The organism is Blastococcus saxobsidens (assembly GCF_010682065.1).
In the GTDB taxonomy this organism is placed as follows: Bacteria; Actinomycetota; Actinomycetes; order Mycobacteriales; family Geodermatophilaceae; genus Blastococcus; species Blastococcus saxobsidens_B.
Genome location: NZ_JAAGWG010000002.1, coordinates 21020 through 43620, shown reverse-complemented (window position 1 = coordinate 43620; position 22601 = coordinate 21020). Strand labels below are relative to the sequence as shown.

Annotated in this window: 22 protein-coding genes and 5 tRNA genes; 12 read left to right on the top strand and 15 right to left on the bottom strand. The window is 72.1% G+C overall.

All coding sequences use genetic code 11. The features are described 5' to 3' along the window. The first annotated feature begins 7 nt into the window (after positions 1-7). Positions 8-1423, top strand: a complete 1416-nt coding sequence (gene pyk / locus GCU60_RS01315; protein WP_163201833.1) for a pyruvate kinase — start codon at positions 8-10, stop codon at positions 1421-1423. Continuing rightward, positions 1420-2298 carry an acyl-CoA thioesterase domain-containing protein gene (locus GCU60_RS01310; RefSeq protein ID WP_163201832.1) on the top strand — a complete coding sequence of 293 codons (879 nt, stop codon included), beginning with the start codon at positions 1420-1422 and terminating at the stop codon, positions 2296-2298. The genes pyk and GCU60_RS01310 overlap by 4 nt, the downstream gene beginning before the upstream one ends. Here GCU60_RS01310 and GCU60_RS01305 read toward each other — a convergent pair. The 3 genes from GCU60_RS01305 to GCU60_RS01295 all read right to left on the bottom strand — a co-directional run bounded on the left by GCU60_RS01305 (position 2276) and on the right by GCU60_RS01295 (position 4363). Then, the gene (locus GCU60_RS01305) at positions 2276-3808 is read right to left on the bottom strand and encodes a pyridoxal-dependent decarboxylase (protein WP_345770312.1); all 1533 of its coding nucleotides are present in this window, start codon (positions 3806-3808) and stop codon (positions 2276-2278) included. The genes GCU60_RS01310 and GCU60_RS01305 overlap by 23 nt on opposite strands. Then, positions 3805-4020, bottom strand: a complete 216-nt coding sequence (locus GCU60_RS01300) for a hypothetical protein (RefSeq protein ID WP_204261202.1) — start codon at positions 4018-4020, stop codon at positions 3805-3807. The genes GCU60_RS01305 and GCU60_RS01300 overlap by 4 nt, the downstream gene beginning before the upstream one ends. 269 nt (positions 4021-4289) lie before the next feature. Next, positions 4290-4363: transfer RNA gene (locus GCU60_RS01295), tRNA-Leu, on the bottom strand. A gap of 80 nt (positions 4364-4443) precedes the next feature. On the opposite strand from GCU60_RS01295, the gene GCU60_RS01290 reads away from it, so the two are divergent. Both GCU60_RS01290 and GCU60_RS01285 read left to right on the top strand, forming a co-directional pair. Beyond that, positions 4444-5043: a response regulator gene (locus GCU60_RS01290; RefSeq protein ID WP_163201831.1), complete on the top strand. Its 600-nt coding sequence runs from the start codon at positions 4444-4446 to the stop codon at positions 5041-5043. Positions 5044-5277: 234 nt separating this feature from the next. Further along, positions 5278-6612 (top strand): ABC transporter substrate-binding protein, encoded by a 1335-nt coding sequence (locus tag GCU60_RS01285; RefSeq protein WP_163201830.1) that lies wholly within the window; start codon positions 5278-5280, stop codon positions 6610-6612. A 171-nt stretch (positions 6613-6783) separates the two neighbouring features. Here GCU60_RS01285 and GCU60_RS01280 read toward each other — a convergent pair whose 3' ends face one another. The 5 genes from GCU60_RS01280 to GCU60_RS20850 form a co-directional block, all read right to left on the bottom strand. Further along, positions 6784-7665: an ABC transporter ATP-binding protein gene (locus tag GCU60_RS01280; protein ID WP_204261201.1), complete on the bottom strand. Its 882-nt coding sequence runs from the start codon at positions 7663-7665 to the stop codon at positions 6784-6786. After that, positions 7662-8648: an ABC transporter ATP-binding protein gene (locus tag GCU60_RS01275; RefSeq protein WP_163201829.1), complete on the bottom strand. Its 987-nt coding sequence runs from the start codon at positions 8646-8648 to the stop codon at positions 7662-7664. The genes GCU60_RS01280 and GCU60_RS01275 overlap by 4 nt, the downstream gene beginning before the upstream one ends. After that, positions 8638-9636 (bottom strand): branched-chain amino acid ABC transporter permease, encoded by a 999-nt coding sequence (locus GCU60_RS01270; RefSeq protein ID WP_163201828.1) that lies wholly within the window; start codon positions 9634-9636, stop codon positions 8638-8640. The genes GCU60_RS01275 and GCU60_RS01270 overlap by 11 nt, the downstream gene beginning before the upstream one ends. Positions 9637-9639: 3 nt before the next feature. Continuing rightward, positions 9640-10899 carry a branched-chain amino acid ABC transporter permease gene (locus GCU60_RS01265; protein ID WP_345770311.1) on the bottom strand — a complete coding sequence of 420 codons (1260 nt, stop codon included), beginning with the start codon at positions 10897-10899 and terminating at the stop codon, positions 9640-9642. Between the two features lie 235 nt (positions 10900-11134). Continuing rightward, the gene (locus GCU60_RS20850) at positions 11135-11551 is read right to left on the bottom strand and encodes a hotdog fold thioesterase (RefSeq protein WP_163201827.1); all 417 of its coding nucleotides are present in this window, start codon (positions 11549-11551) and stop codon (positions 11135-11137) included. 67 nt (positions 11552-11618) lie between these two features. On the opposite strand from GCU60_RS20850, the gene polA reads away from it, so the two are divergent. Continuing rightward, positions 11619-14378, top strand: coding sequence for a DNA polymerase I (gene polA, locus GCU60_RS01255; RefSeq protein ID WP_163201826.1), 2760 nt, complete (start codon positions 11619-11621; stop codon positions 14376-14378). Continuing rightward, positions 14362-14907 (top strand): GNAT family N-acetyltransferase, encoded by a 546-nt coding sequence (locus tag GCU60_RS01250; protein ID WP_163201825.1) that lies wholly within the window; start codon positions 14362-14364, stop codon positions 14905-14907. The genes polA and GCU60_RS01250 overlap by 17 nt, the downstream gene beginning before the upstream one ends. A 28-nt stretch (positions 14908-14935) precedes the next feature. Here the strand turns inward: GCU60_RS01250 and GCU60_RS01245 are convergent, their stop codons facing one another. After that, the gene (locus GCU60_RS01245; RefSeq protein WP_163201824.1) at positions 14936-15784 is read right to left on the bottom strand and encodes a class I SAM-dependent methyltransferase; all 849 of its coding nucleotides are present in this window, start codon (positions 15782-15784) and stop codon (positions 14936-14938) included. A 218-nt stretch (positions 15785-16002) separates the two neighbouring features. On the opposite strand from GCU60_RS01245, the gene rpsA reads away from it, so the two are divergent. After that, on the top strand, positions 16003-17472 hold the full coding sequence (gene rpsA, locus GCU60_RS01240; RefSeq protein ID WP_163201823.1) for a 30S ribosomal protein S1: 1470 nt from the start codon (positions 16003-16005) through the stop codon (positions 17470-17472). Between the two features lie 279 nt (positions 17473-17751). Here rpsA and GCU60_RS01235 read toward each other — a convergent pair whose 3' ends face one another. Then, positions 17752-18024, bottom strand: coding sequence for a hypothetical protein (locus tag GCU60_RS01235; RefSeq protein ID WP_163201822.1), 273 nt, complete (start codon positions 18022-18024; stop codon positions 17752-17754). 144 nt (positions 18025-18168) lie between these two features. Here GCU60_RS01235 and coaE point away from each other — a divergent pair, with 144 nt between their 5' ends. Then, positions 18169-18768 (top strand): dephospho-CoA kinase, encoded by a 600-nt coding sequence (coaE, locus tag GCU60_RS01230; protein WP_163201821.1) that lies wholly within the window; start codon positions 18169-18171, stop codon positions 18766-18768. A 77-nt stretch (positions 18769-18845) separates the two neighbouring features. Here the strand turns inward: coaE and GCU60_RS01225 are convergent. The 4 genes from GCU60_RS01225 to GCU60_RS01210 all read right to left on the bottom strand — a co-directional run bounded on the left by GCU60_RS01225 (position 18846) and on the right by GCU60_RS01210 (position 19717). Beyond that, a tRNA-Val gene (locus GCU60_RS01225) sits at positions 18846-18920 on the bottom strand. 54 nt (positions 18921-18974) lie between these two features. Next, a tRNA-Cys gene (locus GCU60_RS01220) sits at positions 18975-19045 on the bottom strand. A gap of 43 nt (positions 19046-19088) precedes the next feature. Beyond that, a tRNA-Gly gene (locus GCU60_RS01215) sits at positions 19089-19160 on the bottom strand. Positions 19161-19255: 95 nt separating this feature from the next. Continuing rightward, a complete protein-coding gene (locus GCU60_RS01210) occupies positions 19256-19717 on the bottom strand; it encodes an SsgA family sporulation/cell division regulator (RefSeq protein ID WP_163201820.1) in 462 nt (153 codons plus the stop codon). Positions 19718-19863: 146 nt separating this feature from the next. On the opposite strand from GCU60_RS01210, the gene GCU60_RS01205 reads away from it, so the two are divergent. The 4 genes from GCU60_RS01205 (at position 19864) to GCU60_RS01190 (ending at position 21906) form a co-directional block, all read left to right on the top strand. Then, positions 19864-20514, top strand: coding sequence for a sigma-70 family RNA polymerase sigma factor (locus GCU60_RS01205; RefSeq protein ID WP_204261200.1), 651 nt, complete (start codon positions 19864-19866; stop codon positions 20512-20514). Then, the gene (locus GCU60_RS01200) at positions 20511-21317 is read left to right on the top strand and encodes an anti-sigma factor (protein WP_163201818.1); all 807 of its coding nucleotides are present in this window, start codon (positions 20511-20513) and stop codon (positions 21315-21317) included. The genes GCU60_RS01205 and GCU60_RS01200 overlap by 4 nt, the downstream gene beginning before the upstream one ends. Positions 21318-21430: 113 nt before the next feature. Continuing rightward, complete coding sequence (locus tag GCU60_RS01195) at positions 21431-21808, top strand: TIGR02611 family protein (protein WP_163201817.1); 378 nt, start codon at positions 21431-21433, stop codon at positions 21806-21808. 26 nt (positions 21809-21834) lie between these two features. Further along, a tRNA-Val gene (locus GCU60_RS01190) sits at positions 21835-21906 on the top strand. A gap of 72 nt (positions 21907-21978) precedes the next feature. Here GCU60_RS01190 and GCU60_RS01185 read toward each other — a convergent pair. Continuing rightward, on the bottom strand, positions 21979-22539 hold the full coding sequence (locus GCU60_RS01185; protein ID WP_163201816.1) for a dihydrofolate reductase family protein: 561 nt from the start codon (positions 22537-22539) through the stop codon (positions 21979-21981). Positions 22540-22601: the final 62 nt, after the last annotated feature.

Below are 22601 nucleotides of genomic sequence, written 5' to 3'. Positions count from 1 at the left end.
TACAGCCATGTCCCGACGCGCGAAGATCGTCTGCACCCTCGGTCCGGCCACGAGCTCGCCCGAGCAGATCACCGCCCTGGTCGAGGCGGGCATGGACGTCGCCCGGCTCAACTTCAGCCACGGGTCGCACGAGGACCACGCCACCGCCTACGGGCGGGTCCGCGAGGCCTCCGACCGCGTCGGCCACGCGGTGGCGATCCTCGCCGACCTGCAGGGCCCCAAGATCCGCCTCGGCACCTTCGCCGACGGCCCGGTCACCTGGGTCACCGGCACCGAGGTCTGCATCACCGTCGAGGACGTCGCCGGCACCGCCGAGCGGGTGTCCACGACCTACAAGAACCTCGCCAACGACGTCCGGGTCGGCGACCGGCTGCTGGTCGACGACGGCAACCTGTCGCTGACCGTCGTCCGCGTGGAGGGCCCCGACGTCTTCTGCCTGGTGCTCGAGGGTGGCCCGGTCTCGAACAACAAGGGGCTCTCGCTGCCGGGCGTGGCGGTCAGCGTGCCGCCGCTGTCGGACAAGGACGAGCGGGACCTGCGCTTCGCCCTGCAGATGGGCGTGGACTTCGTCGCGCTGTCCTTCGTCCGCTCGCCGACCGACGTCGCCCTGGTCCGCGACATCATGCGGCAGGAGGACATCTACGTCCCGGTCATCGCCAAGCTGGAGAAGCCGGAGGCGGTGCGCAACCTCGACGCGATCGTCGAGGCGTTCGACGGGATCATGGTCGCCCGCGGGGACCTCGGCGTGGAGCTGCCGCTGGAGCAGGTCCCGCTGGTGCAGAAGCGGGCCATCCAGGCCGCCCGCGAGCGCAACAAGCCGGTCATCGTGGCCACCCAGATGCTCGAGTCGATGATCACGAACTCCCGGCCCACGCGCGCCGAGGCCTCCGACGTCGCCAACGCGGTGCTCGACGGCGCGGACGCGGTCATGCTCTCCGGCGAGACCTCGGTCGGGGCGTACCCGATCGGCGCGGTCCGCACGATGGAGCGGATCATCGACGCCGTCGAGAGCGACCACCTGTGGGTGCCCGAGGTGGCGCGCCGGTCGCGCTCCCGCTCGGGGGCCATCGTCCGGGCGGCCCGGGACATCGGGGAGTCGCTGGACGTCAAGGCGCTGTGCACGTTCACGCAGACCGGCGAGACCGCTCGCCGCCTCGCGGCGCTGCACCCCCGTCAGCCCCTGCTCGCCTTCACCGTCGACGCCCGGGTGCGCAGCCAGCTGGCGCTCTCCTGGGGCGTGGAGACCTTCCTGGTGCCCACCGTCGAGCACACCGACGACATGGTCGAGCAGGTCGACTTCTCGCTGCTGTCCATCGGCCGGCTCCAGGTGGGCGACCGCGTCGTCGTCGTCGCCGGCAGCCCGCCCAACACCGTGGGGTCGACCAACCTCATCCGGGTCCACGAGGTGGGGACGGACTCGTGAGCGACGGGCCGGAGGACACCCAGGCGGCGTCGCTGCTGTCGGTGCTCGACCTCGCCGAGCGCGAGCAGGACGTGTACGTCGGGAAGACGCCGAGCACCGAGCGGCAGCGCATCTTCGGCGGCCAGGTGGCCGGCCAGGCGCTCGTCGCCGCGGGGCGCACCGTGCCGGCCGACCGGGCCGTGCACTCGCTGCACTCCTACTTCCTCCGGCCCGGCGACCCGTTCGAGGAGATCCGCTACTCCGTCGACCGCATCCGGGACGGACGCTCCTTCACCACCCGGCGGGTGATCGCCTGCCAGCGGCGCAAGGGGCAGGACGTCGCCATCTTCGCGCTGACCGCGGACTTCACCGCGGGGGAGGCCGCCGTCGCCGAGCACTCGCTGCCGATGCCCGACGTGCCGGGACCCGACGAGCTGCCGGGCACCAGCGAGATCGTCGCCCGGCACGGTGAGCGGGCGGCCTGGATGGAGGCCATGGGGAAGGTGGTCGAGCAGCGCTACACGCAGGACCCCTTCGCCGCGCCGCCGAAGGCCCCGCCGCACACCCAGTCCCACACCTGGTTCCGCGTGGCCGGGGACCTCGACGAGGACCCGGTCGTGCACGCCGCGGCGCTGACGTTCGTCAGCGACCTGACCCTGCTCTCGGCGGGCTTCGCCCGGCTCGGCGGGGGCTGGCCGGACTTCATCGGCGCCAGCCTGGACCACGCGGTGTGGTTCCACCGCCCCGTGCGCGCCGACGACTGGCTGCTCTACGAGACCGACAGCCCGGCGGCCTCCGCGGGCCGGGCGCTGTGCTTCGGGCAGATCTGGTCGGCCGACGGCACGCACGTGGCCACCGTCGCCCAGGAGGGGCTCATCCGGTCGCTGGACCGCTGAGCCCCGCCCGCTCGGCGGCGCGGGCGGCGGCCTGCTCGGCGGCCTGGGCGGCGAAGTCGGCGGCGAGCCAGTCGTGGCCCTCCTTCAGCAGCGCCCAGAGCCGCTCGACGTGCTCCCGCGTCGTCGCCGGGGACCCGACGGCGACGCGCAGCACCGGCTCGCGCCGGACGGTCGTGTGGGTCAGGAAGACCTCGCCGCCGTCGTTGAGCCGTTCCAGGAGTGTCATGGTGGCGACGTCGGCGTCGACCCCCTCGGGCCAGCGCGGCTTGAGGCAGACCAGCGACAGCGGATGCGGCGCGACGACGTCGAACCGCTCGTCGCCCTCGGCCCACCCGGCCAGCTCCTGGGCGAGGGCGACGTGCGAGCGGATGTGCGCCCGCAGGCCCTCGGCGCCGTACCAGCGGACGACGAACCAGAGCTTGAGGGCCCGGAAGCGCCGGCCCAGGGGGATCTGCCAGTCCCGGAAGTCCACGACGGCGCCGGCGTCGGTGGCGGCGTTGCGCAGGTAGTCGGGGAGGATCGCCAGCGCGCCGGTGAGGGCGGCCCGGTCGGCGACCCAGAAGAGGGTGGCGTCGAAACCGGTGAGCAGCCACTTGTGCGCGTCGGTCGTGTAGCTGTCGGCCCACTCGACGCCGGCCTGGAGCCCGCGGAGCTCGGGGGCGACGGCGCTCACGCCGGCGTAGGCGGCGTCGACGTGCAGCCAGGCGCCGTGCTTCCGGCAGATCGGCCCGAGAGCCGCCAGGGGGTCCACCGCGGTCGTGGAGGTGGTGCCCACGGTGGCGCAGACCAGCACCGGGCGGTAGCCGCGGGCCACGTCGCGCTCCAGGCGGGCGGCCAGCGCCCCGGGGTTCATCCCGAGGTCGCCGTCGACCTCCACGATGCGGACGGCGTCGGTGCCCAGGCCCGCGATGCGGACGGCCTTCTCCATCGAGGAGTGCGTCTCGCTGGACACGTAGACGGTGGCCCGCTCCGGCTCGACGCCCTGGCGGACCGTGGCGCCGCCGGAGGTGCGGTGCAGGGCGGCCAGGAGCGCGACGAGGTTGGCCCCGGAGCTGGAGTCCTGGACGACGCCGCCACCGGTCCCGGTGGAGCGGAAGGACGCCGGCAGGCCGAGCAGGTCGGCCAGCCAGTCCATGACCTGCTGCTCGAGCTCGGTGGCCGCGGGGCTGGTCACCCAGGACATCCCCTGGACGCCCAGGCCGGCCGAGACCAGGTCGCCCAGCACGGAGGGGCCGGAGGTGTTGGCCGGGAAGTAGCCGAAGAAACCGGGGTGCTGCCAGTGCGTGACGCCGGGCAGGACCACGCGGTCGAGGTCGGCGAGGATCGCGTCGAAGCCCTCGCCGTGCTCGGGAGCGGCGGCCGGCAGCGAGTCCCGGACGTCGCCGGGGGAGACCTGGGAGCGCACCGGGAAGGTGCCGATCCTCGTCCAGTAGTCGGCGATCCAGTCGACCACCTCGTGGCCGTGGCGCCGGAACTGCTCGGGGGTCATGTGCGGGGCAGGCTCGGTCACGGTGCAACCGTATGGGGTGCGTCCCGTCCGGCCCGGGGGATGGTCAGTTCCCGGAGCGGGTGTCCGCCGTCGACGAACAGGCGGGCGCCCGGTCGCGTCGCCGCCGCGATGCGCCGCAGCACCTGCTCGCCGACTGCTGGGTGGCGGCCGTCGAGGGCACCGACGCGGAGGGCGAAGACGACGTCGAAGGGCTCGGCACCGGTCTCGAGCACGAAGTCCTCCGCCGCGACCCGGCGCGGGCGCAGCCGGCCCGCGGCGAGCTGATCGGCCGCGCCGGCGGCCGCATGGCGAGCGGGGCCCGAAGGGTCCCCGAGGCATGCCGGGAGGTGGGGCGAAGACGCTGGGACGTGAGCCGCCCCGCGAGGCGGGTTGCCGAGTGGGGGCCGGAGGCTCCCCGAGACAGCGCGGGCAACGGCTCCACGGACGCCGGGAACGGCACCTGGCCGCGGTCGCCGTCCGAAGGACGGCAATCCAGCGGAGGTGCCCCCGGTGCGACTCGAACGCACACTGCGCGGGTTTTGAATCCGCTCCCTCTGCCGATTGGGGTACGGGGGCGTGGCCGGGGGAGCGCCCCGGTCGCCCGAGCAGCCTAGCGGGGCGGTGGCCGGCGCCCGACGTCGATAGGCTGTGCAGCCGTGACCAGCGACCCCATCCGCGTTCTGATCGCCGAGGACGAGGCGCTCATCCGTCTCGACCTCAAGGAGATGCTGGAGGAGGAGGGCTACCGCGTCGTCGCCGAGGTGGGTGACGGGCAGCAGGCCGTGGACCGGGCGCAGGAGCTGCGTCCCGACCTGGTCATCCTCGACATCCAGATGCCGGTGCTCGACGGGCTCTCGGCGGCCGAGCAGATCGCCTCCGCCCGGATCGCGCCCGTCATCGTGCTCACCGCCTTCAGCCAGCGGGAGCTGGTGGAACGGGCGCGCGATGCCGGCGCCATGGCCTACCTGGTGAAGCCGTTCTCGAAGAACGACCTGGTGCCGGCCATCGAGGTCGCCCGCGGCCGCTTCGCCGAGATGACCGCGCTGGACGGCGAGGTCCGCACGCTCGAGGAGCGCCTCGAGACGCGCAAGGTGGTGGAGCAGGCCAAGGGGCGGCTCATGAGCGAGCAGGGCATGTCCGAGGCCGAGGCGTTCCGGTGGATCCAGCGGACGGCCATGAACCAGCGCACGAGCATGAAGGCCCTCGCCGAGGAGATCCTCGCCGGCGGGACGACCCCGGAGGAGGCTCCGGCCTGACCGTCCCGGCCCTCGGTCCCGGGTGCCGTCACTCGTCGTCGAGCTCCGATCACGGTGCGTCCATGTCGTTCCAGGATGCGGACATCGAGGTCACGACCTCATCACGGTCGTTCCGCGGCCGGAGTCAGGGCCCCGGATGGCAGCTACGTTCTGGCCACTGATCGGCGCTCCCCGGGCTGGAACGACTCCGTCCGGGCGCGCACGACGACGTCAGATGACACTGGGAGTTGCTTGATGCGCACTGGCACCACTGCCCGAGGCATCGCCGTGACCGGTGCCGCCCTCCTCGCCCTCACCGCCTGCGGTGGCGGCGATGCCGGCGGCGACACCGGAGACAGCGGCGGCGACAGCGGCGAGAAGCAGGTCAACGTCTACGGCACCGACGGCAACATGGGCAACGCGCTCGGTGAGTCCTTCACCGATGAGGGCGCCCTCGCCGGCATGAAGGGCACCACCCCGCTCACCGACCTCGGCGACGAGTTCACCAACCGGCTCCTGGAGATCGACCCCGATCTGCAGGACTTCAACTACGCCGGTGAGACCTACGACGCCGTCCTCATCGCGGCGGTCGCCTCGCAGCTGGCCGGCAGCACCGACCCGGCCGTGTTCGCGCCCTACATCAACGGCGTGACCTTCGGCGGGGACACCTGCGAGGACTTCGCCTCCTGCAAGGAGATCGTCGACGGTGGGGGCAACCCCGACTACGACGGCGTCTCCGGCCCGCTGGCGTTCGCCGAGGCCGGCGAGCCCTCGGTGGCGAGCTTCGGCATCCTGCAGTTCGGCCCGGACAACGCGATCGCCTCCGACGACACCCAGTTCGAGCTCGCCGGTGACGAGGCCAACGCCGCCTCCGACGAGGGCCCGGCTCCCGCCGCCCCCGGCGCCACCGCGGCCGACCCGCTGGTGGTCGGCACGCTGCTGCCGCAGACCGGTGACCTGGCCTTCCTCGGCCCTCCGGAGATCGCGGGCGCCGAGCTGGCCGTCCAGGAGATCAACGCCGCCGGTGGCGTCCTCGGTGTCCCGGTGGAGCTCATCCAGCGCGACTCCGGTGACACCTCCACCGACATCGCCACCCAGTCGGTCGACGCCCTGCTGCAGCAGAACGTCGACGTGATCGTCGGTGCGGCCTCCTCGGCCGTCACCCGCACGGTCATCGACAAGATCACCGGCGCCGGTGTCGTCCAGATCTCGCCGGCCAACACGTCCGACGAGTTCACCAACTACAACGACAACGGTCTGTACTTCCGGACCGCTCCGCCGGACACCCTGCAGTCGCGGGCGCTCTCGGACCTGATCATCAACGACGGCGCCAACACCGTCGGGATCCTGGCCCGGAACGACTCCTACGGCACGGGTCTGGCCGAGGGCACCGTCGACAACCTGGTGTCCAGCGGTCTGGCCGAGGACAGCATCGAGCTGGTCGTCTACGACCCCACGGCGGCGAACTTCGACGCCGAGGTGCAGCAGATGGTCGACCTCAACCCCGACGCCATCGTGGTGATCGGCTTCGAGGAGTCCGCTCGGATCATCGACGGCCTCAACTCGCAGGGCATCGGCCCGAAGCGCTGAACCACCCCGCCGGGTCCTGAGACCCGGTAGCGCCACCGCAGTGGCCCGGCACCTCCTGGAGGTGCCGGGCCACTGTCGTTCCCGGGGTGAGGCGGAGGCGCCGGGGTCACGACGACGACAGCGCCGGCCCCCGGGTGGGGACCGGCGCTGCCGGGGGTGGAGCGGGTCGGGTCAGTGCGCCTTGGCCAGCGTCCCGAGGTAGAGCTCGATGACCTTCGGGTCGTGCATGAGCGACTCGCCGGTCGCGGTGTAGGCGTTGCGCCCCTGGTCCAGCACGTACCCGCGGTCGCAGATCTGCAGGCAGCGGCGTGCGTTCTGCTCGACCATGATGATCGAGACGCCCGTGGCGTTGATCCGCCGGCAGCGGATGAACACCTCGTCCTGGTAGGCGGGGGAGAGGCCCGCCGAGGGCTCGTCGAGCAGCAGCACCGACGGCTCCATCATCAGTGCCCGGCCCATGGCCACCATCTGCCGCTCACCGCCGGACAGCGACCCGGCCTTGATCTTCCGGCGTTCGCCGAGCATCGGGAACAGGTCGGCGACGTAGTCGAACCGCTCCCGGAACACCTTGGGACGCAGGTAGGCGCCCATCTCCATGTTCTCCTCGATGCTGAGCGAGGGGAACACGTTGTTGTTCTGGGGCACGTAGCCGACCCCGAGCGACACCAGCCGGTGCGCCGGCGCGGAGGTGATGTCCTCGCCGCGGAGGGTGACCGCGCCCGACCGGACCGGGATCAGCCCGAACAGCGTCTTGAGCAGCGTCGACTTGCCGGCCCCGTTCGGGCCGATGATGCCGACGAGCTCGCCCTCCTGCAGGTAGAAGTCGCAGCCGTTGAGGATGTTGACGCCGGGGACGTACCCGGCCACCAGCTCGTCGCCCCGGACCAGCGCGCCCTCGGCGAGGCGCTCGTGCTCCCCCCGGGTGGCGGCCTTCTCGGCGGGGGACAGCTCGGTGCCGGCCGCGATCGCGCGCTCGTCCGGCGTCCCGCCGTCGCCGCCCTCGCCGACCTGGAACATCGGGTCCTCGCTGGCGGGGTTGTCCATGGTGCTCATCGCGCCTTGCCTCCCTGGTCGGTCCCGGTGCCCGGACCGTCGGACTCGCGGGCGATGGCGGCCTCGGCCTCGGCCAGCTGCCGGTCCTCGTCCTCGATGGTGAGCGGGGCGTCGTGGTGCGCGCCGAGGTAGGCGTCGACGACCGCCTGGTTCTGGCTGATCGACTCCGGCGGCCCCTCGGCGATCACGTTGCCGGCGGCCATGACCACGACCCAGTCGCTGATGTCGCGGACGACGTCCATGTCGTGCTCGACGAAGATCACCGTCATGCCCTCCTCGCGGAGGTCCTTGACGTGCCCGAGCAGGCTCTGGGTCAGCGCGGGGTTCACGCCGGCCATCGGCTCGTCGAGCATGACGACCTTCGGGTCGCTCATCAGGGCACGGGCCATCTCGAGCAGCTTGCGCTGGCCCCCGGAGAGGGTGCCGGCGAAGTCGTCCTTCTTGGCGTCGAGCTTGAACCGCCGCAGCAGCTCCATCGCCTTCTCGGTGTTGGCCCGCTCCTGCCCGCGCCACAGCGCCGGCACGAGCGCGGAGAAGAAGCCCTCGCCCTTCTGCCCCTGCGCGCCGAGCAGCATGTTCTGCAGCACGGTGAGCCGGGACAGCGCCTTGGTCAGCTGGAAGGTGCGGACCACGCCCAGCCGGGCCACCTGGTGGGGCGCCAGCTTGCCGAGCGACCGGCCGTCGAAGGTCCAGGTGCCGCCGTCGGGCTGGTCGAACCCGGTGAGCAGGTTGAACAGCGTGGTCTTGCCGGCACCGTTCGGCCCGATCAGGCCGGTGATGCCGCCGCGCTGGATCTCCAGGTGGTCGACCGAGACGGCCGTGAGCCCGCCGAAGGTCCGGGTCACGCCGTCGACGACGATGGTCGGGTCCGGCTTGGCGACGCCGACCTCCCAGGGGATGTCGCGCAGCGCCGCCTGGGCGAGCCGGGCCGGCGCACGGCCCCCCGAGGCGGTCGCGCCGGTGGGGATGGGCTCAGCGGGCATCGAGCATCACCTCTCGCCGGTCACCGAAGATGCCCTGCGGCCGGAAGACCAGCAGCAGGATCAGCCCGAGACCGATGATGACGAAGCGGATCTGGGCGACGTCGGTCGTCGTGAGCAGACCCTCGGGGATGACGCCGGTCTCGATCAGGCTGCGCAGCCCGGAGTCGGCGAACTGGATGATGAAGTACATGAGCATGGCCCCGACCACGGGCCCCAGGACCCGCGCCGCCCCGCCGAGGATGAGCGCCGCGTAGGCCAGGAACGTGTTCGCGTTCTGGTACTGGTCCGGGGTGGTCGAGCCCGTGCCGAGGGCGTAGATCATGCCGCCGAGGGCACCGAAGACGCCGCCGAGGACGAGCGCCTGCATCTTGTAGACGTAGACGTTCTTGCCCAGCGCGCGGACGGCGTCCTCGTCCTCGCGGATGGACCGCACGACCCGGCCCCAGGGGCTGCGCACCAGGCCCCACACCAGCAGCGAGGCGAGCGCGACCAGGGTCCAGCCGACGGCGGTGACCCACAGGTCGGCGCCGCTCCAGAAGGTGCCCAGGATCGAGTACCGGCGCCCGGTGTCCCAGGGGGCCAGCTCGACGAACTCCCGGTTGAAGCCGGAGATGCCGCGCGACCCGTTGGTGACCGGCGTGGCCGAGACCGACCGGAACACCAGCCGCAGACCCTCGGCCGCGGCGATCGTGGCGATCGCCAGGTAGTCCGCACGCAGCCGCAGCGTGGGCAGCCCGAGGAGCAGGGCCAGCACGACGGCGGCGGCGATCCCGATCAGCACGCCGAGCCAGAAGCTCAGGCCCCACTGGCTGACGGAGATGGCGATGCCGTACCCGCCGAGGAGGGCGAAGGCGATCTGGCCGAAGTTGAGCAGGCCGGTGTACCCGAACTGCATGTTGATGCCGATGGCCAGCAGGGCGAGGAAGACGGCCTGGAAGCCGAGTCCCGCCTTGACGGCGATCGCCAGTGCGTCGATGAACTCACCCATTGCTCAACCCACCCGAACCCGGCTGCCGAGGATGCCCTGCGGCCGCACCATGAGGATGACGATCAGGAGCAGGAGCCCGCCGACGTACTTGATGTCGTTGGGGACCACCAGCGTGGACATCTGGACGAAGACGCCGACGACGATGCTCCCGACGAGCGCGCCGTAGGCGGTGCCCAGCCCGCCCAGCGTGACGCCGGCGAACATGAGCAGCAGCAGGCGGAAGCCCATGTCCCACTGCACCTCGTCGGACAGACCGAGGAGCACGCCGCCGAGGGCCGCCAGGGCCCCGCCCATCATCCAGACGACCAGGATCACCCGGTTCACGTCGATGCCCGAGGAGGCGGCCAGGTCGCGGTTGTCGCTGACCGCGCGCATCGCCTTGCCGATCTTCGTCTTCTGCAGCATCAGCGCGACGAGGACCAGCACGACGAGCGCGATGACGATCGACGCCAGGTCCTTGTTCGTCATGGTGAAGAGGCCGTAGCTGACCGCCCGCTGACCGCGGTAGTCCGCGTAGGCCTCCGAGCCGCCACCGAAGAAGATCTGGTAGGCGTAGCGGAGCAGCAGCGACAGGCCGATCGAGATGACCAGCGCGGCGACCAGGCCGGTGCCGCGGCGGCGCAGCGGGCGCCACAGCAGGCGCTCGTTCATGGCGCCGACGCCGGCTCCGATGAGCATCGCCAGCAGGGCGGCCGGGATCAGCGGCACCCCACCCTCGACGTTGATGAACCAGGCCACGATGGCGCCGACGGTCACCAGCTCGCCGTGCGCGAAGTTGGTCAGGCCGGTCGTGCCGAAGATCAGCGACAGGCCGACGGCGGCCATGGCGATCAGCAGGCCGAAGCGGAAGCCGTCGACGAGCAGCTGCACCCACCGGAGGTTGCCGCCGCCCGCGCCGCCGCTGCCGTCGTCGAGGCCGATGATGACGCCCTGGTTGCGGCCGGGGTCGACGGTCACGGTCCGGCTGTTGCCGGAGTTGAACTCGACGCCGTCGGGGAGGGAGTCCTCGGGGACGGTCACGGTGTACTGGCCGGGGCCGGGGAGGTCGACGACGAACCGGCCGTTCTCGTCGGTCTCGTCGGTGCCGACCTCGTCACCGTCCGGCGTGGTGACGACGACCTCGATGCCCTCGATGGGACCGCTGACGCTGGTCCGCATCGTGCCCGAGATCTGCTCCGCGGCGTCCTCGGCGGCGTGCGCCGTTCCGGGCACCAGGGCGGCGAGCCCCGCGGTGAACAGGCCGATCAACAGCAGCCGCAGCACGGTCAGGCGTCGACGCGGCGGCCTACCGGCCGGCGTACGAGCCCCCGTCCTCGTGGGACTGCTTCGTCGACCGTGCCGGCGGACACGGTCCGTCGGGTGCGTCACTCGACCTCCTCGGCGGATTCGTTGAGGAGGGAACCTAACGCAGTTCTCGGCGCGGGCCGCAGGCGCGGACCGAGCTGTGACCTTTCTGCGACACGCCGGAGGGCCGGTGCGATCGGTCACGGCCCGGCGCTCAGGCCTTCTTCGACGCGTTCAGCGTCATGCAGGTGAGCCGTGCGCTGGCCGTCTGCCGGCCCCGGTCGTCGCTGATCTCGATGAGGAACGTGGAGAGGGTCCGGCCGCGCCGGACGGGGGTGCAGACGGCGGTGACGGTGCCGCTCGTCGCCGCGCGCAGGTAGCTGACGTTGAGCTCGATGCCCACCACCTGGCGGTCGGGACCGGCGCCCACGGCCGCGGCCATCGACCCGATCGTCTCGGCCAGCGTGCAGGTCGCCCCGCCGTGCAGCAGGCCGAAGGGCTGCTCGTTGCCGGCCACCGGCATGGTGGCGACCAGCCGGTCGGGGTTCCAGTCGGTGATGTGGACGCCGAGCTTGTCGTCGAGCGGGCTGCTGATGCCGTCCGGGAGCCAGGCCGGGGGAGGGGTGGTCACCCCGGCACCGTAACCGCCGCCGCGTGGCCTCCATCGGTGTCGGTGTGCGCCCCTAGGATCGACGGCGATGTCCGCTCCGGTCAGTACCCCCAGCGCCCCGCCGTCCGCCGCCCCCACCGCGACGGCTCCTCCCGCCACCCGACGGCCGCGGCTGCTGCTGCTGGACGGGCACTCCCTGGCCTACCGCGCGTTCTTCGCGCTGCCGGTGGAGAACTTCTCGACGACCACGGGCCAGCCGACGAACGCCGTCTACGGCTTCACGTCGATGCTGATCAACATCCTGCGCGACGAGCAGCCCTCGCACCTCGCCGTCGCCTTCGACGTCGGGCGCAAGACCTTCCGCAGCGAGATCTTCGCCGAGTACAAGGCCAACCGGGCCGAGAGCCCGACGGACTTCCGCGGCCAGGTCAGCCTGGTGCAGGAGGTGCTCGGGGCGCTGCGCGTCCCGGTCATCACCGCGGAGGGCTACGAGGCCGACGACGTCATCGCCACGCTCACCGTGCAGGCGGTGGAGCAGGGCATGGACGTGCTCATCGGGACCGGCGACCGCGACGCCCTCCAGCTGGTCAACGAGCACGTCACGGTGCTCTACCCGCGCAAGGGCGTCTCGGACATGACCCGGTTCACCCCCGAGGCCGTCGAGGAGAAGTACGGCCTCTCCCCGACGCAGTACCCCGACTTCGCCGCGCTCCGGGGCGACCCGAGCGACAACCTGCCGAGCATCCCCAGCGTCGGTGAGAAGACGGCCGCCAAGTGGGTGCGGGAGTACGGCTCGCTCGACGCGCTGGTCGACCAGGTGGACACCGTCAAGGGCAAGGTGGGGGAGAAGCTGCGCGAGCACCTCTCCTCGGTGCTGCAGAACCGGCGGCTCACCGAGCTCGACCGCGCGGTGCCCCTCGAGGTCGGCCCGCAGGACCTCGCGGTCCAGGCGTGGGACCGCAACGAGGTCCACACCCTCTTCGACAACCTGCAGTTCCGGGTGCTCCGCGACCGGCTGTTCGCCACGCTCACCAGCGCCGAGCCGGAGGTGGAGGGCGGCTTCGACGTCACCGTCGACGAGGTCCCCGCCGGAGGGCTCGGCGCCTGGCTGGACGCGCACGCGCGCACCGGCCGCACCGGGCTCATCTTCCGCGGCACCTGGGGCCGTGGCACCGGGGAGCTGACCGGCCTGGGGCTGGCCGCGGCCGACGACCACACCGCCTTCGTCGACCTCGGTCCGGACCTCGACGTCGCCGACGAGCAGGCGCTCGCCGCGTGGCTGGCCGACGCCGACCGGCCCAAGGCCGTGCACGAGGTCAAGGGCCCGCTGCTCGCGATCTGGTCGCGCGGTTGGGAGCTCGCCGGCGTGGTCAGCGACACCGCGCTCGCCGCCTACCTGGCCCTGCCGGGGCAGCGCTCCTTCGACCTCGGCGACCTCGCGGTGCGCTACCTGCGCCGCGAGCTCAAGGACGCCGCCGAGCCCGAGGGGCAGCTGACCCTCGACGGGCTCGGCCCGACCGAGGACGACGTCGCCGCCGAGGCCGCGAAGGCCGACGTGCTGAAGGCCGTGGCGGTCAACGACCTGTCCGACGCGCTCGAGCAGGTGCTCGGGCAGCGCGGCGGGGACCACCTGCTCGGCGGCATCGAGCTGCCGCTCACCCGCGTGCTGGCCTCGATGGAGTACCGCGGCATCGCCGCCGACCTGGACTTCCTGCACGACCTGCAGAAGGAGTTCGCCGACGGCGTCGCCGCGGCGGCCGCCGAGTGCTACGCCGTCATCGGCCGCGAGGTGAACCTGGGTTCGCCGAAGCAGCTGCAGGCGGTGCTCTTCGACGAGCTGGGCCTGCCCAAGACGAAGAAGAACAAGACCGGGTACACGACCGACGCCGACGCGCTGACGTCGCTGCTCGCCTCCACCGGGCACCCGTTCCTGGAGCACCTGCTCCGGCACCGCGACGTGACCCGGCTGCGTACGGTCATCGACGGCCTGATCCCGATGGTCGACGACGCCGGGCGCATCCACACCACCTTCCAGCAGACGATCGCGGCCACCGGCCGGTTGTCCTCGACCGACCCGAACCTGCAGAACATCCCGATCCGCACCGCCGAGGGCCGGCGCATCCGCCAGGCGTTCGTGGTCGGCTCGGGCTACGAGTCCCTGATGACGGCGGACTACAGCCAGATCGAGATGCGGATCATGGCGCACCTCTCCGGCGACGAGGGGCTGATCGAGGCGTTCATGTCGGGGGAGGACCTGCACTCCTTCGTCGCCTCGCGGGCCTTCGACATCCCGATCTCCGAGGTCGACCCGGAGATGCGCCGACGGATCAAGGCGATGAGCTACGGCCTGGCCTACGGACTGAGCGCCTACGGGCTGTCCGGGCAGCTGCGCATCTCCGTCGAGGAGGCGCGCGAGCAGATGCACGCCTACTTCGAGCGCTTCGGCGGGATCCGCGACTACCTCGACGGCGTCGTGGACGACGCCCGCCAGACCGGCTACACCGAGACCACGCTGGGCCGGCGGCGCTACCTGCCCGACCTCACCAGCGACAACGGGCAGCGCCGGCAGATGGCCGAGCGGATGGCGCTCAACGCGCCCATCCAGGGCTCGGCGGCCGACGTCATCAAGGTGGCGATGCTCAACGTGGAGAAGGCGATCACCGCCGAGGGTCTGCAGTCGCGGATGCTGCTCCAGGTGCACGACGAACTGGTGCTCGAGGTGGCGCCGGGGGAGAAGGACGCCCTGGAGACGCTGGTCCGCCGCGAGATGGCCGGTGCCGCGGAGCTGTCCGTGCCGCTGGAGGTCTCGGTCGGCGTCGGTGCCAGCTGGGATGCCGCCGCCCACTGACGGCCTGACGCTGCGGCACACCGCGCAGCTGGGGCCGGCGGCGCTGGTCGAGGTCCGCCGGCTGCTCGACGTGTGCTTCGACGAGGGCTTCGGCGACGCCGACTGGGACCACGCGCTCGGCGGCCTGCACGCGCTCGTGCACGTCGACGGCGCGCTGGTCGCGCACGGGTCCGTGGTGCAGCGGCGGCTGCTGCACCACGGCCGGGCGCTGCGGGCCGGCTACGTCGAGGCGGTCGCGGTCCACCCCGCGGCCCGGCGCCGCGGTCACGGCTCGGCGGTCATGGCCGCCCTGGAGGACGTCGTGCGCCGCGGCTACGACGCCGGGGCGCTCGGCGCCACCGACGACGGAGCCCCGCTCTACGCCGCCCGCGGCTGGCAGCCGTGGCGGGGGAGCACGTGGGCGCTCACGCCGTCGGGCCGGATCCGCACGCCCGACGACGACGAGGCGGTGTTCGTCCTGCCCGGGACGGCGACGCTGGACCTGGACGGCGAGCTGACCTGCGACTGGCGCGACGGCGACCTCTGGTGACGCCGGACCCAGAACCTCGACCTGAGGTTCAGGGTCGGGCGCAGGCCAGGATCAGCGTGCCGGGCACCAGCTCGCCACGCTCCGGTGACCACTGGCCCCAGGTCTGCATCCGGCCGGGCGTCCACTCCGGCTCGACCAGGTCCGTCAGCACCAGCCCGGCGCCGACGACGGCCCGCACCCAGTCACCGACGGTGCGGTGGTGCTCCACGTAGACGGTGCGCCCGGAGCCGTCGGTCTCCACGTAGGGCGTGCGGTCGAAGTAGGAGGAGACGATCCGCAGGTCCTCGGGGTCCGGGGAGTCAGGGAAGGGCCAGCGCATCGGGTGGTTCACCGAGGCGACGAACCGGCCACCCGGACGCAGCACCCGCGCCACCTCGCGCAGCGCGCCCTCGACGTCGGCGACGAACGGCAGCCCGCCGAAGGCCGAGCAGGCCAGGTCCACGCTGCCGTCGGCCAGCGGCAGCGCGCCGGCGTCGGCCTGCAGCAGCGGGACGGTGATGCCGGTCGAGCGGTTGAGCTCGGCCGCGCGGGCCAGCATGCCGGCGGACAGGTCCAGGGCGACGACGTCGGCCCCGGCGGAGCGCAGCCACCGCGCGCACGGCGCCGAGCCGCAGCCGATCTCCAGGACCCGTCGTCCGGCCACGTCCCCGAGCAGGTGCGCGTCGGCCTCCCGCAGACCCTCGGGGCACCACAGGAAGTCCGCGTCCCCGAGGTCGGAGCCGTGCTCGGCCAGGTACGCGGGGGCGGCGGCGTCCCACCAGAGGCGGTTGGCGCGGACCGATTCGTCCGCGCCCGCGGGGCGGCGGGCGACACCGCCGGCGACCGGGTAGCCGTCGCTGGCGAGCGGCAGCGGGGAGGGGGGTGAGGGCTGGGTCATGGCGCGCCGATGGTGACACGCCGCCGGAGCCGGTGACCGCCGGAACCCAGGTGGACCGCAGCGTCCCGGCGTCCGTACCATGAGGAGGCGCCAGAGGTCTGTCGTGCTCTTCCCCTCCGGGGACGCCCGCGTCGGTTCTCCCCGCTGTACCTCCCCGCGGTCCGACGGCCGCGGGTCGTCCTGTCCCTACGCATAAACCGTCCGGAGCAACCAACCACATGACCTCCACTCAGGTCCGTCCTTCCAGCACCCCCCAGGTCGCCATCAACGACATCGGCAGCGCCGAGGACTTCCTCGCCGCCATCGACGCGACGATCAAGTACTTCAACGATGGCGACATCGTCGAGGGCGTCATCGTCAAGGTCGACCGGGACGAGGTGCTGCTGGACATCGGCTACAAGACCGAGGGCGTCATCCCCTCGCGCGAGCTCTCCATCAAGCACGACGTCGACCCGAACGAGGTCGTCAAGGTCGGCGACGAGGTGGAAGCCCTGGTTCTCCAGAAGGAGGACAAGGAAGGCCGGCTGATCCTCTCCAAGAAGCGCGCCCAGTACGAGCGCGCCTGGGGCACGATCGAGGCCAAGAAGGAAGCCGACGAGGTCGTCACCGGCACCGTCATCGAGGTCGTCAAGGGCGGCCTCATCCTCGACATCGGCCTGCGCGGGTTCCTCCCCGCCTCGCTGGTCGAGATGCGACGCGTCCGGGACCTGCAGCCCTACGTGGGCCGCGAGCTCGAGGCGAAGATCATCGAGCTCGACAAGAACCGCAACAACGTCGTCCTCTCCCGTCGCCAGTGGCTGGAGCAGACCCAGTCCGAGGTGCGCAGCGAGTTCCTCAACAAGCTCGCCAAGGGCCAGGTCCGTTCGGGTGTCGTCTCCTCGATCGTCAACTTCGGTGCCTTCGTGGACCTGGGCGGCGTCGACGGCCTGGTGCACGTCTCCGAGCTGTCGTGGAAGCACATCGACCACCCGTCCGAGGTCGTCGAGGTGGGCCAGGAGGTCACCGTCGAGGTCCTCGACGTCGACCTGGACCGCGAGCGGGTCTCCCTGTCGCTGAAGGCGACGCAGGAGGACCCGTGGCGTCAGTTCGCCCGCACGCACCAGATCGGTCAGGTCGTGCCGGGCAAGGTCACCAAGCTCGTTCCCTTCGGTGCGTTCGTGCGCGTCGACGAGGGCATCGAGGGCCTGGTGCACATCTCCGAGCTGGCCGAGCGCCACGTGGAGATCCCGGAGCAGGTCGTGCAGGTCGGCGACGAGATCCTGGTCAAGGTCATCGACATCGACCTCGACCGTCGTCGCATCTCGCTCTCCCTCAAGCAGGCCAACGAGGGCGTCGTCGGCGACGAGGAGCAGTTCGACCCGGCCGCCTACGGCATGTCGGCCTCGTACGACGAGCAGGGCAACTACATCTACCCCGAGGGCTTCGACCCGGAGACCGGCGAGTGGCTCGAGGGCTACGACGAGGCCCGCGAGACGTGGGAGCGGCAGTACGCCGAGGCCCAGGCCCGCTTCGAGGCGCACCGCAAGCAGATCGCGGCCGCCAAGGAGGCCGACGCCGAGGCCGCCGCTGGTGGCAGCTACTCCAGCGACGACGTCGCCGGCCCGGACGCCCCGGCCAGCACCGGCGGGACGCTGGCCAGCGACGAGGCCCTGGCCGCGCTGCGAGCCAAGCTCGCCGGCGGTGAGTGAACAGGTGATCCGGCGCTGATCCAGCGCTGAACGTCGGAGGCCCAGGACCTGCTCGGTCCTGGGCCTTCGTCGTTCCCGCAGCGTTGCCCGGGACGACGACGACGAAGGACCCGTGGACGACGTCCACGGGTCCTGTCGGAGGCGCCGACCGCTGGGTCGGGCGGGCAGCTGATCGGTCGGCAGGCCGAGGTGCGGCGGACGGCGGTCAGCCGGCCGAGCAGCGCTCGGCGACCGGTCGGCTACCGGGCAGGGGGGTGCCCGCGGCCGGACCGGCAGGGATCAGAGGCTGAGGATGATGGCGAAGGCCGTGCGGGGGCGACCGCCGGAGCCGGCCAGGAAGCTCCACGTGTGCCGGCCGGTGGTCGGCGTGGAGAACATCCAGCGCAGCAGCGAGCTGCGGTGCGCGACGGCGGGACGCTGGAACTGCATCCGGTCGCGGACGGCGGGGATGTCGGCGCAACGCACACCGGCGGTGGCACCGAGCCGGTGCCGGCCGGCGCCACGGCGGGCGGCGCGGGTCGACGGGGATGCAGCAGGCGTGTGTGCGGACATGTCTCGTTCTGCCTCTCTCGGCGGGGGGAAGATCGCCAGGACGAACGTTAGTGGTGGGGCTCGTGTGACTACTGCGACGCGCCGGGCGCGTGGGGTGGCGTTACCGGTCCGTGATGATCACCGGGCGGTCGCTACTGTCCGTACGTGCTGAGGATCGGACTGACCGGGGGCATCGGCTCCGGCAAGAGCACGGTGTCGGCGCTGCTGGCCGAGCGCGGTGCCGTCGTGGTGGACGCGGATCGGATCGCCCGCGAGGTGCTGGCGCCGGGCACGCCCGGTCTCGCTGCCGTCGTGACGGAATTCGGCCCCGAGGTGGTGACCCCGGACGGATCGTTGGACCGCGCAGCCCTGGCGGCAATCGTCTTCTCCGACGACGCGGCCCGGCGTCGACTCGACGGGCTCGTCCATCCACTGGTGCGCCGGCGGACCGCCGAGCTCGTCGCGGCAGCACCGGACGATTCCGTGGTGGTCAACGACGTGCCGCTGCTGGTGGAGACCGGTCAGGCCGGCTCCTACGACCTGGTGCTCGTGGTGGAGGCCGACGTCGAGACCCGGATCACCCGGCTGGTCGGCCGGGGCCTGACCGAGGCGGATGCCCGTGCCCGCATCGCCGCGCAGGCCACCGACGAGCAGCGCCGGGCCGCCGCGGACGTGGTGCTGGACAACAGTGGAACGCCGGAGCGCCTGGCCGAGCAGGTGCAGGAGTTCTGGGATCGGCACGTGCGAGGAGCGTCACGGCGCTGACGGGCCCGGGGGAGTGAGCTCCGCCCAGAACGAAGGGACCCCAGGCGCCGTCGGCGTCCTGGGGTCCCGGGTGCTGCTGGTGGGCGATACTGGGATCGAACCAGTGACCTCTTCCGTGTCAGGGAAGCGCGCTACCGCTGCGCCAATCGCCCGTTCCGGCCTCGCGACCGGACCCACCTCCACGCTCGTGCTCCGCAGAGGAGACGAGGTGGAGACGGGATTTGAACCCGTGTAGACGGCTTTGCAGGCCGTTGCCTCGCCTCTCGGCCACTCCACCGCACACACGGGCCCAGGTCTTCCGACCAGGGCCCGCGGTTCCGAGCGGATGACGGGATTCGAACCCGCGACCCTCACCTTGGCAAGGTGATGCTCTACCACTGAGCCACATCCGCGTTACGAGAAGAACTCTAGCGGACGTCCGGAGGGGGTTCGAGGGGGGGGTCCCCCCGACCTTCCCCGGTGGCGACCGCCGGAGTCTTTCCGCAGGTCAGCGACCCGTCGCGTCCGGTCCACCGTTCGAGAGCAGAGCGTCGAGCTCCTGGTCCAGGTGTAGCAGCGAGGCCTCCGAGCCCGACGGCACGAGGGCCTCGGTGTGGCGGAGGAAGGCGGCGACGGTCGCGCGGGACAGCTCGAACAGGGCCTCGCCCGACGGGGCGCGCAGGTGGAGGAACAGCACGTCGCTGGCCGTGTGGGCCGGCCACACGCGCACGTCGCCGTCGCCCGCGGGGCGCTCCAGGCCGGCCGCCAGCAGCTCACGCCCGACCAGCCACGCGATGCCCTCGTCGCCGTCGCCGGCGTCCGGGTCGTCCACCTCGCCGAAGGCGATGCGGACCGCGAAGGGGTCCGACGGGTCGTAGCAGAGCAGCGCCGGGACCTCGGTCCAGGACTGCGGGCCGACCAGCTGAAGAGTGATGGGGGTGATGTGACCGGGGGTCCATCGGCTCGTCATGTCAGGTCAACGACGGGGGGGCTCGGAAGTGACGTCCTGCCAAGAAGTCGACTCACACCCTCCACACCCGTCACAGGCGTCACATCAGTCCCACGGAGGGCGGGCTGAACCGCCGGACTAGGTCGTTGCGAACACCTCGTGTGACGATGGGAGCCGTGAGCCGACCGGTGCGCCGGCCGGAGGACGGCGACGAAGACGTCGAGATCCTCCGGCGTATCCGCGCGGGTGACCGCAGCGCCGTCGACGATCTCTACGACAGGTTCCGGCGTCCCGCGTTCGCCCTGGCCCGTCGGATCCTCGCCGACGACGGCCTGGCCGAGGACGTGCTGCAGGACGTCTTCCTCGGGGTGTGGCGGGATCCCAGCGGGTACGACGGCGCCCGGGGCAGCTTCGCGTCCTGGCTGCTGGCCGTCGTGCACCACAAGGCGGTCGACGCCGTCCGCCGGGAGGAGTCCCAGCGGCGCCGGCAGTCCCGCGCCGAGGACGCCGCCGTGCTGGAGGCCCCCGTCGCGACCCGCGACGTGGAGGACGACGCCTGGTCCCGCGTGGTGGCCGACCAGGTGCGGACGGCGCTCGGGGTGCTGCCCACGCCGCAGCGCGAGGCGCTGACCCTCGCCTACTACGGCGGGTACACGCAGCGGGAGGTGGCGGCCCTGACCGGGACCCCTCTCGGCACGGTGAAGACACGGATGCTTGCCGGGATGCGCCGGTTGAAGGCAGAGCTGGGCGGGTTGTCCGCCCAGGGCGGTGGCAGCGCCCTGGACGACATCGCGCCCCTGGACGGGACGGCACGATGACCGGCGAGCACGCCTACGACGAGCTGGCGGTGGGGTACGCCCTGCACGCGCTCGAGCCCGAGGACGAAGCGGAGTTCGTCCGCCACCTCGCCGGTTGCGAACGCTGCGCGCGAACGATCGCCGACACCTCCGAGGCGATGGCCGCCATGGCGCGGGACCTGCCCGCGGCCGAGCCCTCCCCGGGTCTGCGGGAGCGGCTCCGGGCCGCCGTGGAGACGACCGAGCAGGTGCCGCCGCGGCCCGCCGGCGCGCGGGCTCCCGTGATCGCCGTGAGCGCCGCAGAGCAGGCCGGCCCGCAGCCGGTCCCGCTCCGCCGCCGCGCGGCGGGCCGTCCCGTGCTGACCCGCGTGCTGGCCGCCGCCGCCGTGGCCGCCGTCCTGGGCCTGGGTGGGTGGACCGTCGCACTGAGCCAGTCGCGCGACGACCTGCGGTCAACCGTGGCCGCGCAGGAGCAGGTCGTGGCCGAGCTGACCGAGCCCGGCACCTCGACCGTCGTGCCCCTCAGCACCGGTGAGCGGGATGTCGCCACCGTGGTCGTCCGCGAGGACGGCGTCCGCGTCGTCACCGACGGCCTGAGCCGCAACGACGCGTCGTCGGAGATCTACGTGCTGTGGGGTCTCGGCGAGGAAGCGCCAGTGCCCCTGGGTGAGTTCGACGTCGCTGGGTCACAGATCGGCGTCGAAACCGTAGGCTCCGGAGCGACCGGGAACGACTTCTCCGGATACGGCATCAGCATCGAGCCCGGTCGACAGGCTCCGTCGGCCCCGACGGAGGTCGTCGCGACCGGGCAGGTGACCAGCTGAGCGGACAAGAGACCACGGCGACACCGGTCGACCGTTCCCGGCCCGCGGCCGAGACCTCCGACGAGCGACGGGCGCGGTACGACTCCGACGACACGCACAGCCTGCGGGAGCGCGTGGCGGAGGCCGGCTGGCGCCGCCGCCTGGCCGCCAAGCGCAGCCTGAACCACGGCTACCGGGTGGGCGTGGGGGTCGTCGGCGGGCTGGTCGTCGCCGTCGGACTGGTTACCATCCCGTTGCCGGGGCCGGGCTGGCTCACCGTGATCGCCGGCCTCTTCGTGCTGGCCAGCGAGTTCACCTGGGCCGAGCGGCTGCTGGAGTTCACCAAGCACCACGTCAAGCGGTGGACCGACTGGGTGGGCGGGCAGCCGGTCTGGGTCCGGTTGCTCATCGCGCTGGCGACGGCGGCGTTCGTCTACGGCGTCCTGGTGGTCACCCTGCACCTCATGGGAGTCCCCGACTGGGTGCCGGGGTGGGTGCCGCTCTGGCGATGAGCGTCTGGCACAATCGGACGCGCAACGGGCGATTGGCTCAGTGGTAGAGCGCTTCGTTCACACCGAAGAGGTCACTGGTTCGAACCCAGTATCGCCCACCGGCCGAAGGGCCAGGTGAACCCGGAGACGGGGGAAACCTGGCCCTTCGTCGTGTCCGGGACCGGGAGGTCTCAGCGGGTCCGGTAGCGCGCGTAGATCAGCCCGCTGGCGAAGGCCCGCTGCTCGACCAGGTCGAGGTCGAGGCGCACGCCGTCGGGGAAGAAGCGCGTGCCGCCACCGACCACGCTCGTGGTGAGGAAGAGGTGGTACTCGTCCACCAGCCCGGCGGCGATCGCCTGGGCGGCGAGCGTCGGTCCTTCCACGCTGAGGTCGGAGTCGGCGGCGTCCTTGAGGCGGCGGACGGCGTCGGCGTCGAAGGTCCGCTCGATCCGGGTCCGCTCGCTCGACACCTGCTCCAGCGTCGTGGAGTAGACGACCTTCTCGGCGGCCTGCCAGTCACGCGCGTACTGCACGACGTGCGCCGGCGCGTCGGGATCGGTGTGCGCGGTCTCCCAGAAGACCATCGTCTCGTACATGCGCCGGCCGTAGAGGTACGTGCCGAGGTCGCGGAAGGTGTCGCCGATGAAGGTGTGCACCTCCTCGTCGTCGGCGGCCCCCCAGTCGAGGTCGCCCTCGGTCGCGGCGGTGCAGCTGTCCAGCGACGTCATCATCGAGTAGACGAGCTTGGCCATGGGTCTCCTCCGGGCACGAGCGCTCCGCTCCTCGGGCACTCCCGGAGCTGTGACCTGCGCTG

Bases quoted from the DNA above. Each gene is read 5' to 3' on its own strand.
- GCU60_RS01185 (WP_163201816.1), bottom strand. From the start codon at position 22,539: ATGGCCAAGCTCGTCTACTCGATGATGACGTCGCTGGACAGCTGCACC.
- rpsA (WP_163201823.1), top strand. From the start codon at position 16,003: ATGACCTCCACTCAGGTCCGTCCTTCCAGCACCCCCCAGGTCGCCATC.
- GCU60_RS01245 (WP_163201824.1), bottom strand. From the start codon at position 15,784: ATGACCCAGCCCTCACCCCCCTCCCCGCTGCCGCTCGCCAGCGACGGC.
- GCU60_RS01270 (WP_163201828.1), bottom strand. From the start codon at position 9,636: ATGGGTGAGTTCATCGACGCACTGGCGATCGCCGTCAAGGCGGGACTC.
- GCU60_RS01280 (WP_204261201.1), bottom strand. From the start codon at position 7,665: ATGAGCACCATGGACAACCCCGCCAGCGAGGACCCGATGTTCCAGGTC.
- pyk (WP_163201833.1), top strand. From the start codon at position 8: ATGTCCCGACGCGCGAAGATCGTCTGCACCCTCGGTCCGGCCACGAGC.
- GCU60_RS01250 (WP_163201825.1), top strand. From the start codon at position 14,362: ATGCCGCCGCCCACTGACGGCCTGACGCTGCGGCACACCGCGCAGCTG.
- GCU60_RS01200 (WP_163201818.1), top strand. From the start codon at position 20,511: ATGACCGGCGAGCACGCCTACGACGAGCTGGCGGTGGGGTACGCCCTG.
- GCU60_RS01285 (WP_163201830.1), top strand. From the start codon at position 5,278: ATGCGCACTGGCACCACTGCCCGAGGCATCGCCGTGACCGGTGCCGCC.
- GCU60_RS01235 (WP_163201822.1), bottom strand. From the start codon at position 18,024: ATGTCCGCACACACGCCTGCTGCATCCCCGTCGACCCGCGCCGCCCGC.
- GCU60_RS01275 (WP_163201829.1), bottom strand. From the start codon at position 8,648: ATGCCCGCTGAGCCCATCCCCACCGGCGCGACCGCCTCGGGGGGCCGT.
- polA (WP_163201826.1), top strand. From the start codon at position 11,619: ATGTCCGCTCCGGTCAGTACCCCCAGCGCCCCGCCGTCCGCCGCCCCC.
- GCU60_RS01210 (WP_163201820.1), bottom strand. From the start codon at position 19,717: ATGACGAGCCGATGGACCCCCGGTCACATCACCCCCATCACTCTTCAG.
- GCU60_RS01205 (WP_204261200.1), top strand. From the start codon at position 19,864: ATGGGAGCCGTGAGCCGACCGGTGCGCCGGCCGGAGGACGGCGACGAA.